14 protein-coding genes are annotated in these 13,795 nt (G+C 70.7%); 6 read left to right on the top strand and 8 right to left on the bottom strand.

Going from position 1 to position 13,795, the window contains the following annotated elements; genetic code table 11:
• Nucleotides 1-16 precede the first annotated feature (16 nt).
• On the bottom strand, nt 17-796 hold the full coding sequence (locus HCA58_RS21400) for an SDR family NAD(P)-dependent oxidoreductase (protein ID WP_169599656.1): 780 nt from the start codon (nt 794-796) through the stop codon (nt 17-19).
• Nucleotides 797-938: 142 nt separating this feature from the next.
• On the opposite strand from HCA58_RS21400, the gene HCA58_RS21395 reads away from it, so the two are divergent.
• The gene (locus tag HCA58_RS21395; RefSeq protein ID WP_169599654.1) at nt 939-2,246 is read left to right on the top strand and encodes an activator-dependent family glycosyltransferase; all 1,308 of its coding nucleotides are present in this window, start codon (nt 939-941) and stop codon (nt 2,244-2,246) included.
• Here HCA58_RS21395 and HCA58_RS21390 read toward each other — a convergent pair.
• From HCA58_RS21390 to HCA58_RS21370, 5 genes are read right to left on the bottom strand one after another with little or no spacing between them, the layout of a single operon-like run.
• A complete protein-coding gene (locus HCA58_RS21390; protein ID WP_169599652.1) occupies nt 2,227-3,489 on the bottom strand; it encodes an activator-dependent family glycosyltransferase in 1,263 nt (420 codons plus the stop codon). The genes HCA58_RS21395 and HCA58_RS21390 overlap by 20 nt on opposite strands.
• Nucleotides 3,490-3,507: 18 nt before the next feature.
• The gene (locus tag HCA58_RS21385; protein ID WP_169599650.1) at nt 3,508-4,752 is read right to left on the bottom strand and encodes a P450-derived glycosyltransferase activator; all 1,245 of its coding nucleotides are present in this window, start codon (nt 4,750-4,752) and stop codon (nt 3,508-3,510) included.
• Nucleotides 4,753-4,786: 34 nt separating this feature from the next.
• Nucleotides 4,787-5,713 carry an NAD(P)-dependent oxidoreductase gene (locus tag HCA58_RS21380; protein WP_169599648.1) on the bottom strand — a complete coding sequence of 309 codons (927 nt, stop codon included), beginning with the start codon at nt 5,711-5,713 and terminating at the stop codon, nt 4,787-4,789.
• Nucleotides 5,710-6,330 carry a dTDP-4-dehydrorhamnose 3,5-epimerase family protein gene (locus tag HCA58_RS21375; protein WP_205809339.1) on the bottom strand — a complete coding sequence of 207 codons (621 nt, stop codon included), beginning with the start codon at nt 6,328-6,330 and terminating at the stop codon, nt 5,710-5,712. Before HCA58_RS21375 ends, HCA58_RS21380 begins: the two co-directional genes overlap by 4 nt.
• A 45-nt stretch (nt 6,331-6,375) precedes the next feature.
• Entirely contained in the window at nt 6,376-7,638 is a 1,263-nt protein-coding gene (locus HCA58_RS21370; protein WP_169599644.1) for an activator-dependent family glycosyltransferase, read from the bottom strand.
• Nucleotides 7,639-7,845: 207 nt separating this feature from the next.
• On the opposite strand from HCA58_RS21370, the gene HCA58_RS21365 reads away from it, so the two are divergent.
• The 3 genes from HCA58_RS21365 to HCA58_RS21355 are packed head-to-tail and all read left to right on the top strand — an operon-like array spanning nt 7,846 to nt 10,675.
• Nucleotides 7,846-8,424: a helix-turn-helix domain-containing protein gene (locus tag HCA58_RS21365; RefSeq protein ID WP_169599642.1), complete on the top strand. Its 579-nt coding sequence runs from the start codon at nt 7,846-7,848 to the stop codon at nt 8,422-8,424.
• Nucleotides 8,425-8,465: 41 nt separating this feature from the next.
• Nucleotides 8,466-9,332: an NAD(P)H-binding protein gene (locus tag HCA58_RS21360; protein WP_013287149.1), complete on the top strand. Its 867-nt coding sequence runs from the start codon at nt 8,466-8,468 to the stop codon at nt 9,330-9,332.
• Between the two features lie 56 nt (nt 9,333-9,388).
• Complete coding sequence (locus HCA58_RS21355) at nt 9,389-10,675, top strand: activator-dependent family glycosyltransferase (protein ID WP_169599640.1); 1,287 nt, start codon at nt 9,389-9,391, stop codon at nt 10,673-10,675.
• Here HCA58_RS21355 and HCA58_RS21350 read toward each other — a convergent pair.
• Nucleotides 10,668-11,435 carry an SDR family oxidoreductase gene (locus HCA58_RS21350; RefSeq protein ID WP_169599638.1) on the bottom strand — a complete coding sequence of 256 codons (768 nt, stop codon included), beginning with the start codon at nt 11,433-11,435 and terminating at the stop codon, nt 10,668-10,670. The genes HCA58_RS21355 and HCA58_RS21350 overlap by 8 nt on opposite strands.
• Before the next feature lie 155 nt (nt 11,436-11,590).
• Between HCA58_RS21350 and HCA58_RS21345 the strand changes: the two genes are divergently transcribed.
• Both HCA58_RS21345 and HCA58_RS21340 read left to right on the top strand, forming a co-directional pair.
• Nucleotides 11,591-12,025 (top strand): ester cyclase, encoded by a 435-nt coding sequence (locus tag HCA58_RS21345; RefSeq protein WP_123109506.1) that lies wholly within the window; start codon nt 11,591-11,593, stop codon nt 12,023-12,025.
• The gene (locus HCA58_RS21340; RefSeq protein WP_346776072.1) at nt 12,022-12,897 is read left to right on the top strand and encodes a methyltransferase domain-containing protein; all 876 of its coding nucleotides are present in this window, start codon (nt 12,022-12,024) and stop codon (nt 12,895-12,897) included. Before HCA58_RS21345 ends, HCA58_RS21340 begins: the two co-directional genes overlap by 4 nt.
• 68 nt (nt 12,898-12,965) lie before the next feature.
• Here the strand turns inward: HCA58_RS21340 and HCA58_RS21335 are convergent, their stop codons facing one another.
• Nucleotides 12,966-13,793: an NAD(P)H-binding protein gene (locus HCA58_RS21335; RefSeq protein WP_169599634.1), complete on the bottom strand. Its 828-nt coding sequence runs from the start codon at nt 13,791-13,793 to the stop codon at nt 12,966-12,968.
• Between the last annotated feature and the right edge of the window lie 2 nt (nt 13,794-13,795).

Here is a 13,795-nt window from a genome sequence, read left to right as displayed (position 1 = left end):
CGTCGTTCCCCTCGGGTCAGTAGTTGCCGAGTCCGCCGCAGACGTTGAGCGCCTGCGCGGTGATCGGGGCGGCAGTGTCGGTGACGAGGTAGCCGACGAGGCCGGCGACCTCTTGCGGAGTGCTGTAGCGGCCGAGCGGGATCTTCGCCTGGAACCGGGCGAGCACCTCGTCCTCGGTGCTGTCCCAGACCTCGGCGTACCCCCGTCGGACCCGCTCGGCCATCGGCGTCTCCACGTACCCGGGGCAGACGGCGTTGACCGTCACGCCGGTCTTGGCCAGCTCCAACCCGAGGGCCTTGGTGAAGCCGACGACGCCGTGCTTCGACGCCGAGTACGGCGCTCCGAGCACGACACCCTGCTTGCCGCCGGTCGACGCGATGTTGATGACACGTCCCCACCCGCGCTCCAGCATGCCGCCGGTGGTGAGCACCTCGCGGGTCATCCGGAACACGCTGGTGAGGTTGGTCTCCAGCACGTCGAGCCACAGTTCGTCGGTGATCTGGGCGGTCACCCCGCCGCCGTTGCGGCCGGCGTTGTTGACGAGTACGCCGACTGGTCCGAACCGTTCGACGGCCGCGGTGACGAACGCCCGCACCTGGCCGGCGTCGCGGACGTCGCACGCCTGGCCGTCAACGTCGTGACCCTTCGCGCGCAGCTCCTTGACGGTCAGGTCGACGGCGTGGCCGTCGCGGGCGCAGATGTAGACCGTCGATCCGCGTTTGGCGAGCAACGTCGCGACTGCGTGTCCGATGCCGCTCGTCGCGCCGGTAACGACAGCGAGGCTGTCCTGCGTCAATGTTCTCTCCCGTCCTTCGTGCCGAGCCACATCGTGGCGATCGTCGCTGTCGGGGCGGTCGACGATCGGTGGACCGGCGCTGAACCCGCTGCTCCATCGGGGCTCAGGGCCGGCACGAGCCGTGACGTCCAAGGTGTCCGGCATGCGGGTGCTCTTCACGACCATCGCCGCGCCGACGCACCTGCACGCGCAGGTGCCCCTGGCGTGGGCGTTGCGTGCGGCCGGCCACGACGTGCGGGTGGCGAGCCAGCCGGATCTCACGGAGGCGATCACCGGCGCCGGGCTCACAGCCGTCGCGGTCGGGCCGCCGCTCGGCGCGGACCGGTGGTCACAGGACGTCGTGGAAGAGGTTGCCGAGCGGTGGGAGTTCACCGGCGACGAGCTGTGGGGCCCGGGCGGCCGGATGCGCTGGGAGCTGTTCGACCTGTGCGAGCTGCGCCGGCAGCGGCTCACGTACGACTACGTCCAGTCCGTGCTGACCGCCTGGACGTCGCTGGACCACCAACTGTCCTGCTCCGCTGGGATGATCGATGATCTGGTTGCGTTCACCCAGGACTGGCGTCCGGATCTCGTCGTCCGCGACCCGGTGACCTTCGCCGGTTCGGTCGCGGCGATCGCCAGCGGCGCCGCCCATGCGCGGCTGCTGTTCGGTCTCGACGTCTTCGGGCACATGCGGTCGACCTACCTGGAGCTGCTGCGAGGGCGGGTGCCGGCCCTGCGCGACGACCCGCTGCAGGAGTGGCTCGGCGACGTCCTGGCCCGACACGGCCACCCGTTCACCGAGCAGGCCGTCCTCGGACAGTTCACCATCGACCCCGTCCCGGCCTCCCTCCGGCTGCCGGTCGACCACCACTACCTGCCGATGCGCTACACCCCCTACAACGGGCCCGCGACCGTGACCGACTGGCTACGCGAGCCACCGACCCGGCCCCGGGTCTGTCTCACCCTGGGCCGCTCGTTCCGCGAAACCCTCGGCGGGGACCGGACCGCGGTCACCGAACTCCTCGACGCCGTCGCCACCCTCGACGTCGACGTCGTCGCCACCCTGAGCAACAGCCAGATCCCGCCCGGCTACCCCATACCGGACAACGTACGCACCGTCGAGTTCGTCAACCTCGACGTGCTCCTGCCCACCTGCGCCGCCATCATCCACCACGGCGGATCAGGCACCTCCCAGACCGCACTCATCCACGGCGTACCCCAGGTCATCGTGCCGGCGGTGTTGCTCGACAATCACCTGAAGTCGTGGCGGGTGGCGGAGGCGGGAGCGGCACTGTGCGGCAGCGCCGAGAAGTGCACGGCGCGGGAGCTGCGCGCACTGCTGTCGAGAGTGCTTGAGGAGTCGTCTTTCGCGGCCGCGGCCGCCCGGCTGCGGGTCGAGATGCTCGCCGCGCCGGCACCGGCCGAACTGGTGCCGGCGCTGCGGCGCCTCACCCGCGCTCTGCGGTGAGCTTCTCCAGCATTGGAACCACGTCGTTCGGCGAGGGCATCGCACTCATGGCCTCGCGCAGCTGTCCGGCCCGGTGCCGAAACGAGCCCTCGTCGAGGATTCGGGCCAGGAGGCCGCGCAGCCTCGCCGGGGTGAGGTCGGAGGAGTGCAGGGCCAGTCCCGCACCGAGCGCCTCGGTGCGCTGGGCCCGGTAGACCGCGTCCCACATGTATCCGAGCGACAACTGCGGTACGCCCAGCGCTGCAGCAGTCGCCCAGGTGCCCAGGCCCCCGTGGTGCAGGACGGCGGCGCACGTCGGCAGCAGAACGTCGAGCGGCACGTGTTCGACCAGCCGGACGTTGTCCGGCACGTCCGGCACGAGGGCCTGCTCCTCGGCGGAGAGCGTGGCGACCACCTCGACGTTGAGCTCCGCGACGACCTCGAAGAGGTCCTCGATGGCGATCATGTTCGACCAGTTGCTGGTACGGGCGGTCATGCCGAGCGTCACGCACAGACGCGGCCTGGCGGGCGGCTCGCGCAACCAGTCCGGCACGATCGACGGCACCTGGCCGTTGTAGGGGATGTAGCGTATCGGCACGGTCGGCTGCCGGGTGTCGATCCGAATGCCCTCGGGCATCGGGTCGATGGACCACTGCCCGGTGACGATCTCCTCGTCGAAGCCGTGACCGTAGCGCGCAAGGGTCGAGTCGAGCCAGGACGCGAGCACGTCGTCGCGCCGCCCGGCCGGTAGCCGGTCGAGCATGGACAGGTGTCGCTCACGGGTGCTGAGAAACATGTCCGGCATCGTCAACAGCCGGGCGTGCGCCGCGCCGGTGACCCGGGCGGCGACCGCACCCGCGAACGTGAACGGCTCCCACAGCACCAGGTCCGGCTGCCAGCCGTAGGCCAGGTCTACGACGTCGTCGATCATCGAGTCGCTGTTCACCTTGGAGTAGAACAGCGCAGTCATCACGGTCTCGTGGCCCCTGAGGAACTCCAAGCCCAGCCTGTCGTGGTGCTTTTCCAGGTAGTCGCGGTCGTCGTGCAGCGCGAGGATGTCAGCGCCGACCTTGGCGAGCATCTGGTCGTGGGCGTGGTCGACGCCGACCGGCGCCGCGGTGAGTCCGGCACGCACGACGGCCTCGATGAGCGCCGGCTGTCCGGCGACGAGAACCTGGTGCCCGGCGGTGCGCAGGGCCCAGGCGAGGGGCACGCATCCGCTGAAGTGGCTGTCGACGGCGAAGCAGGTGATGAGTACTCGCATGTCCGCGCCTCCTTCCGCTCACGCAACGACGGGCCGCGACAGCGGGCTGCCGGTCACGGGGGACCGCAGCCGCCGGTAGCCCTCGCCGGCGGCACGCAACGTGGGCAGGTGTGCCGCGAGGGCGGACACGGCGACGGTGGCGTGCCGGCGTACCGTCTCGGCGACGACGCCGGCCGGCATCGCAGGGTGCGCCCAGAGGATCTCGGCAGCCGGCTCGCGTCCCGGATCGAAGTGGTCCGGGTCGGCGAACGCGGCGGGGTCGCGATTGGCAGCTTCGAGCAGGACCACGACCTCGCTGCCCGCCGTGACCGCGGTGCCGTCCAGATCGAGGTCGGTGCGGGCGACGAGGCGTTGCAGCCGGACGGGCGGCGCGAAGCGCAGGGTTTCGCGTACCGCGGCGGCAGCGAGACCCGGCTCCGTCGCCACGGCTGTCCACCGCCCAGGCTCGGCGAGCAGCACGCTCATGGTGTTGGCGACCAGCGTCGCCGTAAGGTCGGCGCCGACGGCACAGTGGAGCAGCGCCACCGGCAGGACGCTGTCCGGCTCGGTGCGCGTCAGCTCGCCGAGCAGGTCGTCACCGGCGCCGGTCGGCAGCGAGACGAGCAGTTCCCGCAGCCCGGCGATCGAGTCGAGCAGCAGCCGGGCGGTGTCCAACCGCGGCGGGCACAGCGTGGCGTCGAGGGCGGTTGCGGCGCCCGCACACAGCCGCGCGAACTCCTCCTGGTGCGCTGCCGGCACGCCGAGCAGGACAGAGGTGGCCATGGTGGCGACGGACACCGCGTAGTCCGAGGTCAGGTCGAACGCGCCGTTGAGGCCGGCGGCCAGCCGGTCGATCCGGACGGTGATCTCCGTGTGTGCCTTTCTCAGGCGTGGTGCGGCGAGTGCCGCCGCGACGCTTCGCCCGAAGCGTTCGCAGTCCGTCCGGTCGAGTTGGAGCCCCACGTCGTCGAGGGGCAGCACGTCGTCGAGGGTCGGCATGGCCCACGACGGTGCGCTGTCGGTGGGCGGCGGTTTGCGCAGCCCGAGCCGCTCGTCGCGGAGGAGCCGGACGGCCAAGGCGTGCGTCGCGGTGACCCAGGCCTCGGCACTGCTCCAGGTCAGCGCACCGTTCGCGCGTACGCGCCGGCCGAGTTCGTGGGGGTCGTCGCTCTCTGCCCGGAGCAGGAGGGCGTAGGGGTCCTGCCGGGCCCCGTACACCCACTGGAAGCCGCGCAGTGTCATGAGGGTCGAGCCGAGGGCGTCGTCTGTGCTGGTCGCCGTCATGCGGACAAGCTAGGAACGCGCGCTCGTGGTGCCCTCAAGCTTCGCTGTACCGCCTTGCCGCGTCGTGCCACATGTCGCGCAGCGACGCGTCGAGCGCGGTCCGCGGCTGCCAGCCGAGCAGCCGCGCCGCCCGGCGGTTGTCCGCCCGGGTCCAGTCTCCGCCCTTGCTCTGCACCGCGGCGCCCTGCTCGTCGATCGTGTCGGGCGGCAGTCCGGCCGCGGCCAGGAGCCAGTCGACGAGCTGTCGCATGGCGACCGCCTCGCCGCGGCCGACGTTGATGACCTGACCAACCGTGCTCTCGGGCGCGCGGGCCGCCCGGACGACCGCGTCGGTGAGGTCCCGCACGTCGAGGTAGTCGCGGCGCGCGTCGGCAATCGTCATCGGCACGCGGTCGCCCGGCCGGACGTCGCGGATCCGGTCGAGGACCGCGCCGAGGAAGCTGGCGGAAGTCGTGCCCGGCCCGCACACGTTGACCGCGCGCAGGACCACGCCCCGTGCGGTGCCGGCGGCGGTCGCGTTCAGAAGCGCCTGTGAACCGGCCAGCTTCGTCCGGGCGTATCCGGTCTGCGGCTCCGGCGTGCGGCTTTCGTCGATCAGTGTCCCGGCCGGCACCGGGCCGTACTCGTGGATGGTGCCTATGTGGACGATGCGCGGCGGATCGGGCATGAGTGTGCTGGCGGCGACCAGCCGTTCGACGATCTGGACGTGGGCGAGGTGCATCGCTTCGGCGCTGAGGACCCAGCCCCCCGTCGCGTTCACCACGATCTCGGTGCGGTGTGCGGTCAACGCTGCGGCGAGCTGCCCCGGCGCAGCCTCCGCGAGGTCGAGGCGGAGGGCGGAGCCCGCCACGGATGGGCGCCGGGCGATGCCGAGCACGTGGTCACCGGAGGCACGGAACGCCGAGCACACGTGCTGCCCGACGCCACCGGTGGCCCCGAGTACCGCGACCGCGGTGCTCACTCGCGGCCCCGGGGCGCGGCGAACAGTTCGCTCTCCAGCTTCTGGCACTGTGCGTAGTCCGGTAGCAGGCCCAGTCTGCGGGCCTCCTCGATCGTGGGCGCGGACCTGTCCCGATCGGAGAGCACCCGCTCGACGCCGGTCGGCAGCGGCAGGTTCAGCGCCGGGTCCAGCACGTTGACCGCCTTCTCGTGCGCCTCGACGTAGCCGTCGGAGAGCATGTACGACACGACGGTGTCGTCCGCGAGCGCGGCGAAGGCGTGGGCCACGCCAACCGGCAGGTAGACCGCCCGGAACGCCTCTTGGTCGAGCAGGACCTGATCGAACTGCCCGAAGGTCGGGGAACCGACTCGGATGTCCACGACGAAATCGATCGTCTTGCCCCGCGCGCAGTACACGTACTTGGCGATTCCGGGCGGGGTGAGGGTGAAGTGCGCGCCCCGGACCACGCCCTTGCGTGAGCGGCTGTGGTTGGTCTGGGCCACCGGAAAGAGTGGGTGGCCGAGCGCCTCGACGAAGGCGGTCTCCTGGAAGGGTGAGACGAAGATCCCGCGGTCGTCGGGGAAGACCCGTGGGGTGAATTCGACGGCGCCTTCGACCTTCAGTGCGCGGGCCTGCATGGTGGATGACATTCGGTGCTCCCGAATCGGTTGGGCGATGGACGATCAGTTCGGACCGGCGGTGACCGGCCGACGATGCTGCTCGGTGAGCAGTTCGAGGGCGGGAACGATGTCGGCCGGTGTCGGGGCGCCGAGCACCTCGCGTCGCAGCCGCGCCGCCGCCTCGCGGTACGACGGGTCGATCAAGACACGGCGGACGGCCGCGGCCAGGGCCGGCGCGGGGAAGTCCGGGTCCCGGATCCACACCCCGGCACCCGCACGTTCCATCAGCTCGGCCTTGTGTTCGGTGTCCCACATCAGGTCGGGCACGACGACCTGCGGTACGCCGTGCAGCAGCGCGGTCTGCATCGAGCCGGAGCCGCCGTGGTTGATGATCACCGAGCAGGTTGGCAGCAGCACGTCAAGGGCCATGAAATCGACGACCCGGACGTTTGACGGCACCGGGCCGAGGCCGGCGAGTTGCCGCGCGTCGAGCGTAGCGACGATCTCGGCGTCGATGTCGGCCGCGGCGGCGAGCAGTTCGGCGCTCGCGGCGCGGTCGCGGCCGAGCACGTCGCGTCCGCTCTGACCGAGCGTCAGGCACACGCGTGGCCGGTGCGCCGGGGCGCACGTCATCTCCATCGCTGTGGCCGCGCCGTTGTAGGGCACGTACCGGACCGGCACGCGAAGCTGGTCGGTGGCGAGCCCGACCGAGGGTGGCACGGGATCGATCGTCCACTGCCCGACCACGGCTTCCTCGGCGAACGCGACGCCGTACTTGTCGAGCGCGCTGCCGAGCCAGTCGCGGAACGGGTCGTCGGGTGCGTCGTGACGTCGGTACTCCATCCGTGCGCGGGCGATCAGGTCGAGTCCGAACAGCAGCCGCGCGTGCGCGGCGCCGCCGGCCATCGCGGCGACGGCGCCGCCGAACGTCATCGTGTCCCAGACGACGAGGTCGGGCCTCCAGTCGAAGACGAGGTCGACGAGCTGTGCGATCATCGGCTCCGGGTTCAGTGCTCGGTAGACGTTGGTGGATATCGCCAGGGCGGTGCGCAGGTATTCGCGCGTGCGCCGGTCGGGTCGCCGGCAGCTCAGGTCGGCCAGTGCCATGAAGTCGACGGAGCCGTCGTCGGGCCGGTCGATCTGTTCGGACAGGGCGAGCGGCTCGCCGACGGGCACGAACAGATGGCCAGTCCGCGCGACGGCGTCGGCGAGATCCGGCTGACCCGCGATCCGGACGTCGTGCCCGGCTGCGCGCAGCGCCCACGCGATCGGCACCTGGACCTGCAGGTGCGAGGGGGCAGCGAACGTCGTGAACAGGACCCGCATGAAGGTCTCCTCGAATGCGGACGGCGGCTGCCTCAGGCCCAGAGATTCGCACCTGGCGCTTGCGATCCGCTCGAGTCGGACTCGATGACCCTGTCTTCGCTTTCGAGCCGGAGAAGTGGGATCAGGATGTGCCAATCGTGGAGTACGATCTCCAGATTAGTTGCACCCATGTTCCGCTCTGGGCCACTATCCTGCTAGGCTGGGTCAATGGTCACGGAGGTGCAGGAGTCCGGAACGCGCAACCGAACCCGGCGCGCGATTCTCAACGCTGCGGCGTCGGTCTTCGCGCACAATCGTTCGGCCACCCTGGCCGACGTCGCGGTGGCGGCCGACGTGGGTCGTAGCACACTGCACCGCTACTTCCCCGACCGCGACGAGCTGATCAACTCGGTGGTCGCCGACTGCTACACGGCGATCGAGCAAGCCGTCGTCGACGCGCACGTCGAGCAGGGCAAGCCGCTCGACGCCATGCGCTGCCTGGTGGCGGCCATGGTGGAGCTCGGCGACCGTCTGCTGTTCCTGTTTGGCGACCCACGGCTGGCGGAGGAGTTCGCCAACCGTAAGCCCGAGAAGCCGCCGATCGTGCAGCCGGTCATCCTGCTGATCGAGCGAGGTCAGCAGGAGGGGGTCTTCGATCACGCCGTTGATGCGCGGTGGATCCAGCACGTCCTGTGGTCGCTGGTCTATACCGGCTGCGAAATGTCCGGCCAGGGCATGATGTCGCGGCACGAGGTCACGTCGACGGTCATCCGCACGCTCGAGCGTGGTGTCGTCCGCGACGCGTGAGCGCGACCGGACACCACCCCTACAAGCCATTGGGAGCAACGATGAGGATCCTTGTGACCGGTGCGACGGGTTACGTTGGCCGCAACGTCCTGCCGCAGTTGGTGTCCGCCGGCGTCGACGTCCGCGCGCTGACCCGCGACCCGGCCAGGGCAGAGGTGCCGGCCGGCGTGGACCTGGTCCGCGGCGACCTGAGCCGGCCGGACTCGTTGAGCGAGGCGCTCGAAGGCGTCGAGCGGATGTACCTCTTCCCGGCACCGGAGACCGCGCGTGAGGTAGTCGCCCGCGCCGTGAAGGCCGGCGTGCGGCGCATCGTCGTGCTGTCGTCGGGGGCGGTGACCACGGGTTACGACACCGACTTCCACCTGCCGGTCGAGCGGGCAGTCGAGGAGTCCGGCCTGGAGTGGACCCATGTCCGGCCCGGCGAGTTCGCGACCAACACTCTGCACATGTGGGCGCCGTCGATCCGTGCCGAGAACGCAGTGTACGACCCGCATCCGGACGCCGTCGGCGTGCCGACGCACGAGCGTGACGTCGCCGACATCGCTGCTCTCGCGCTACTCGAAGACGGGCACACAGGCAAGGCCTACACCATCGTCGGGCCGCAGCCGCTCACCCACGCCGAGCAGCTAGAGGCGATCGCCGCGGCGGTCGGGCGGGAACTGTCCTTCAAGGACGTCACCGCGCAGGAGGCCTTGGCGTACTACCAGGCGCTCGGTGGCTGGGCAGCAGCGAACGCACCGTTCCTGCTAGGTCTCGTCACGTACTCCAACGAGGAGACGACGCCGGAGGCCGAGCACCAGTACGACAAGGACACGGTGGAGGAGCACCCCACGGCCGAGAGTGTGACCAACCGGCCCGGGCGCACGTTCGCGCAGTGGGCTCAGGACCACGCCGACGACTTTCGCTGACGGGCTGCCCAGCGCGCTTCGAGCCGGCCACCACGGCCCGCTCCTAGCTTCGCGGTATGCGGGTACTCCTGACGACCTTCGCGGTCCGGTCCCATATCTACAGCCTCGTGCCGATCGCGTGGGCGCTACGTGCGGCAGGCCACGACGTGTGCGTCGCGACCCACCCCGAGGGGGAGGAGCACGTCGTCAGCGCCGGCCTCCCGTTCGCAGGGGTCGGCGAGCCGATCCCGAGCGTCGGTGAACAGGACACCGGCGGGGACGTCGAGAGCGGGGCCGCGCAAGACAGCGGCGGGACCTTCGGCTGGGCGGACTGGCCGGAGCTGCTCGACCTCGCCGAGACCGACCCGACGACGCTCACCTACGACTACCTTCTCGGCGTCTTCGCGGCGTACACGCCGATGGTCTTTCGGTACTACACCGACGGCATGGTCGACGGCCTGGTGGAGTTCGCCCGCAGGTGGAAGCCCGATCTGGTGCTGTGGGACACGATGTCGTTCGCCGGCCCGGTGGCGGCGGCGGCGTGCGGCGCCGCCCATGCGCGGGTGCTGTTCGGACTGGACATCCTCGGCCACGCCCGCGGCGCGCTCCTGCGCGCGGCCGCACGACGCCCCGTGTCCGCATGCGACGATCCGCTGCGCGAGTGGCTCGACGGCGTGCTGCGCAGGCACGGCCGCACGTTCAGCGAGGAGGTGGTGGTCGGGCAGTGGACCGTGGATCCGGTGGTGTCCTCGTTAAGCCTGGGCACCGCATCGCCCCGCATCGGCATGCGATACGTGCCGTACAACGGGCCCTCGGTCGTTCCGGCGTGGCTGGCCGAACTCGATCCGGAGGTGCCCCGAGTATGCGTCACGATGGGAATCTCACACCGGGAGATCTGGGGCGCGGACCGTGTACCCGTCGCCCGGTTGCTGGACGGGATCGCCGACCTGGGCGTCGAGGTGGTGGCGACATTGTCGGGCGGTCAGCGCGACGGCGTCGACACCGAGCGCGTACGGGTGGTGGACTTCGCGCCGCTTGACGCGCTGCTGCCGCTCTGCTCCGCCGTGGTGAGCCACGGCGGAGCCGGTTCGTTCCAGACCGCGCTCGTGCACGGGGTGCCGCAGGTGCTGGTTCCGGACATGCTGTGGGACACCGGGTTGAAGGCGAGCCGCCTCGAGCGGCTTGGCGCGGGTCTGCGCGTGCGGGAGGTGCCCGCGACCTCCGCGCTGGTGGAGCGGGCTCTGACTGACAGACGGCTTCGCGACCGGGCGACGCGGCTGCGGCGCGAGGCCCTCGGCATGCCGGCCCCCCGCGAGGTGGTACCAGTCCTCGAACGGCTGACGGCACGTCACGGCGTCAGGTGAGTGACAGGCCCCCGTCGATCGGGATCACTACGCCGGTCAGGTAACCGGCGTCCGGCTCGACGAGCTTGCGCACCCAAGTGGCGATCTCCTCCGGCGTGCCGACCCGTCCCGCCGGCGCACGGTCGGCCATCCACTTGAGGAAGTCGGCGTACTGCTCCTCGGTCATGCCGCTGCGGACCCCGATACCCGTATCGGCGACGCCGGGCGCGATCCCCACGACCCGGATCCCGCGCGGAGCCATCTCGACGGCCCAGGTGCGGGTCAGGAAGTCCAGCGCCACCTTACTCGCGCCGTACGCCCCGTTGGCGGGCCACGTCCGCTGGCCGAGTGCGCCCGCCGTGCTGATGTTGACCACCACGCCCCGGCTGGCCGCGAGGGGTTCGAGAGCACACCGCGTCAGGTGGATCGGTGCCATGACATTCGTCGCGAACTGCGACTGGATCTCCTCCTCCGTGGTGTCGGCGAGGAGCTTCGCGACCGACTTGGCGGCGTTATTGACCAGGACGTCGATCCGCCCGTACGCCTGCTGCACCGCGTCGACGACGGCCTGCGGTGCGCCGGGAGCGGTGATGTCGGCGACAGACGTCCGGATGCCCGGGTAACCCTCGGCGGTGTCCCTCAGGCTCGCCGCAGTACGGCCGATGATCAGGACGTCATCGCCCTGCTCGGCGAACCCGCGGGCCACGGCGCGGCCGATGCCGGTGCCGCCGCCGGTGATGACGATGCTGCGCCTCAGCGCGGACCTGTTCCCATTACCCATGGCCGGATTCTGCGCTCCGCACCTCGAGCGGGTCTGTCTGGAGACCGGACCGTCGGGTACGTGTGGGCGAGCACCGTTCGAGCCGGGTTCGAACCGGTGACGATCGGCTGCTGCCAGGGTCGGGCAACCGCCCCGACCATCGGTAGGAGCACCGCATGAGCAGTCAGACCGACGCCGTACGGCGCGTGATCAACGCGTTCAACACCGGCAAGACCGACGACGTCGACGAGTACATCCACGAGGAGTACCTCAACCCGGCGACGCTCGAACACGGCATTTCGCAGGGTCCGAAGGCCTTCGCCATGGTCGTCGCCTGGGTACGCCGGACGTTCTCCGAGGAGGCGCACCTCGAAGAGATCAACGTTACCGAGAACGGCGAATGGGTCCGCGCCCACCTTGTGCTGTACGGCCGTCACGTCGGCAACCTCGTCGGGATCCCGCCGACCGGCCGGCGCTTCGCCGGCGAGCAGATCCACCTATTCCGGATCGTTGACGGCAAGATCCGCGACCACCGCGACTGGCCCGACTTCCAGGGCACCCTGCGCCAGCTCGGTGACCCGTGGCCGGAGAACGGCGGGTGGCGGCCGTGACGACGCTCAAGGTCTCGGACTACAAGACCGAGGTGGCCGCTGCTTTCGACCGGGCCGCCGGGACCTACGACCGGCTCGGGGTCGAGTTCTTCGGACCGATGGGGCGACGGCTGGTCGAGCGTGTCGCGCCCGCACCCGGCTACCGGGTCCTCGACGTCGGCTGCGGCTCCGGCGCCTGCCTGTTCCCGGCTGCGGCCCGGGTCGGTCCGGCCGGCCGCGTCGTCGGCATCGACATCGCGCCGGGCATGGTCGAAACAGCCCGTGCCGAAGCCGCCCGGCGCGGCGTCGGCAACGTCGAGGCACGCGTCATGGACGGCGAACGGGTCGACTTCCCGGCGGCCTCGTTCGACGTCGTGATCGGCAGTTACAGCCTCATCTTCCTGCCCGACGTGCGCAGCGCGTTGCGCCGCTACGCGCAGGTGTTGGTGCCGCGCGGCCGGATTGGCTTCACCAGCCCGCAGTTCCGCAGCGGCACTTTTCCTTTCCTCCCGCCGGTCTTCACCGAGCTGATTCCGAACGATCTGTTGCGCAGCCTGCCCGAGCAATGGCGGCCGGAGGCGCTGCAGCGGCGCTTCAACAGCTGGCTGGAGGGCCCGGCCGACCTGCGCGCGACAATGGAGGCGGCGGGATTCGTCGATGTCGACGTGCATGACGAGGCGGTACCGCTCGTCGCGGCCACCGGAGAGGTTTGGGTCGACTGGTCACACACGCACGGCATGCGGCTGATGTGGGACCACCTGACCGCCGACGACGCCGCCGCGCTGCGGGCCCGGCTCATCAAGGCCCTCGATGAGATGCGCGACGGCCCGGGACCGCTCGTCATCGACACCCCGGTCCGGTTCGTCACCGCGCAGACGCCTTCGGTGCGATAACGGGTCGCTGTGTTCGTCGGTCAGATGACCGACGAACACAGCGACCCGGTCTTCTCTCGAGAGTCCGGTCAGAAGTCCGCGACGTGGTCGGCGGCCCATTCGGCGAGCGCGCGGGTCGGGCGGCCGATCACCCGTTCGGCATCAGGAGAGACCTGCGGTGGATGTTCGACCCACCGCTCCTCGAAGGCGAGGAGGTAGTCGGCGATCTGCTCCGGGAAGCCGAGGCCGATCAGGTCCGCGCGTGCCTCCGCCGGGCTCACCTCGATGAACGTGAGCGGACGGCCGATGCCGGTCGCGATCGCGGTCACCTGCTCACCCGGCGTCAGCTGCTGCGGACCGGTCACGCGGTACGCGGCGCCCACGTGGTCGTTGCTCGTGAGCGCCGCCGCCGCGACGGCCGCGATGTCGGCCTCGTGCACCGGTACGCCGCGCGCCGCCGGGTAGGCCGCACGCACCACGCCCTTCTCGCGGATCGAGCGACCCCAGGTGTCCAGCTTGTTGAGCGCGAACTCGCCGGGCCGCACGTGGGTCCACTCGAGGCCGGACTTCTCCATCGCGCGCTCCACCGGCAGGTGGTAGACGGTGTCGGTGCCGTCGGTGACCGCGTCCGAGGAGAGCACGACGGCGCGACGGATCCCGGCGGCGCGGGCGCGCTCGGCCACCGCCCCGGCGGTTTCCGCGACCGGGAAGAGGAACATCCGGTCGACGCCGTCGAAGGCGGGACCGAGGGTGTCCGGTGCCGCGAGGTCGCCCCGGACGATCTCGACGCCCGCGGGTAACCCGGCGACGGCTGGTTCCTGGCGGGTCAGCGCGCGTACCTCGACGCGTAGGGCGAGGAGATGCGCGATGAGGTGCCGGCCTACGTTGCCGGTCGCACCGGTGATCAGAATCCTCATCG

Source organism: Micromonospora sp. HNM0581, from assembly GCF_012726175.1.
Taxonomy (GTDB): Bacteria; Actinomycetota; Actinomycetes; order Mycobacteriales; family Micromonosporaceae; genus Micromonospora.
The sequence above is the reverse complement of the archived record's forward strand: the minus strand, read 5'-3'. Positions and strand labels throughout refer to the sequence as shown.

What these genes read in the sequence shown, in the direction of transcription:
- HCA58_RS21395 (WP_169599654.1), top strand. Translation starts at nt 939, where the DNA reads ATGCGGGTGCTCTTCACGACCATCGCCGCGCCGACGCACCTGCACGCG.
- HCA58_RS21390 (WP_169599652.1), bottom strand. Translation starts at nt 3,489, where the DNA reads ATGCGAGTACTCATCACCTGCTTCGCCGTCGACAGCCACTTCAGCGGA.
- HCA58_RS21385 (WP_169599650.1), bottom strand. Translation starts at nt 4,752, where the DNA reads ATGACGGCGACCAGCACAGACGACGCCCTCGGCTCGACCCTCATGACA.
- HCA58_RS21375 (WP_205809339.1), bottom strand. Translation starts at nt 6,330, where the DNA reads ATGCAGGCCCGCGCACTGAAGGTCGAAGGCGCCGTCGAATTCACCCCA.
- HCA58_RS21370 (WP_169599644.1), bottom strand. Translation starts at nt 7,638, where the DNA reads ATGCGGGTCCTGTTCACGACGTTCGCTGCCCCCTCGCACCTGCAGGTC.
- HCA58_RS21365 (WP_169599642.1), top strand. Translation starts at nt 7,846, where the DNA reads ATGGTCACGGAGGTGCAGGAGTCCGGAACGCGCAACCGAACCCGGCGC.
- HCA58_RS21360 (WP_013287149.1), top strand. Translation starts at nt 8,466, where the DNA reads ATGAGGATCCTTGTGACCGGTGCGACGGGTTACGTTGGCCGCAACGTC.
- HCA58_RS21355 (WP_169599640.1), top strand. Translation starts at nt 9,389, where the DNA reads ATGCGGGTACTCCTGACGACCTTCGCGGTCCGGTCCCATATCTACAGC.
- HCA58_RS21350 (WP_169599638.1), bottom strand. Translation starts at nt 11,435, where the DNA reads ATGGGTAATGGGAACAGGTCCGCGCTGAGGCGCAGCATCGTCATCACC.
- HCA58_RS21345 (WP_123109506.1), top strand. Translation starts at nt 11,591, where the DNA reads ATGAGCAGTCAGACCGACGCCGTACGGCGCGTGATCAACGCGTTCAAC.
- HCA58_RS21335 (WP_169599634.1), bottom strand. Translation starts at nt 13,793, where the DNA reads ATGAGGATTCTGATCACCGGTGCGACCGGCAACGTAGGCCGGCACCTC.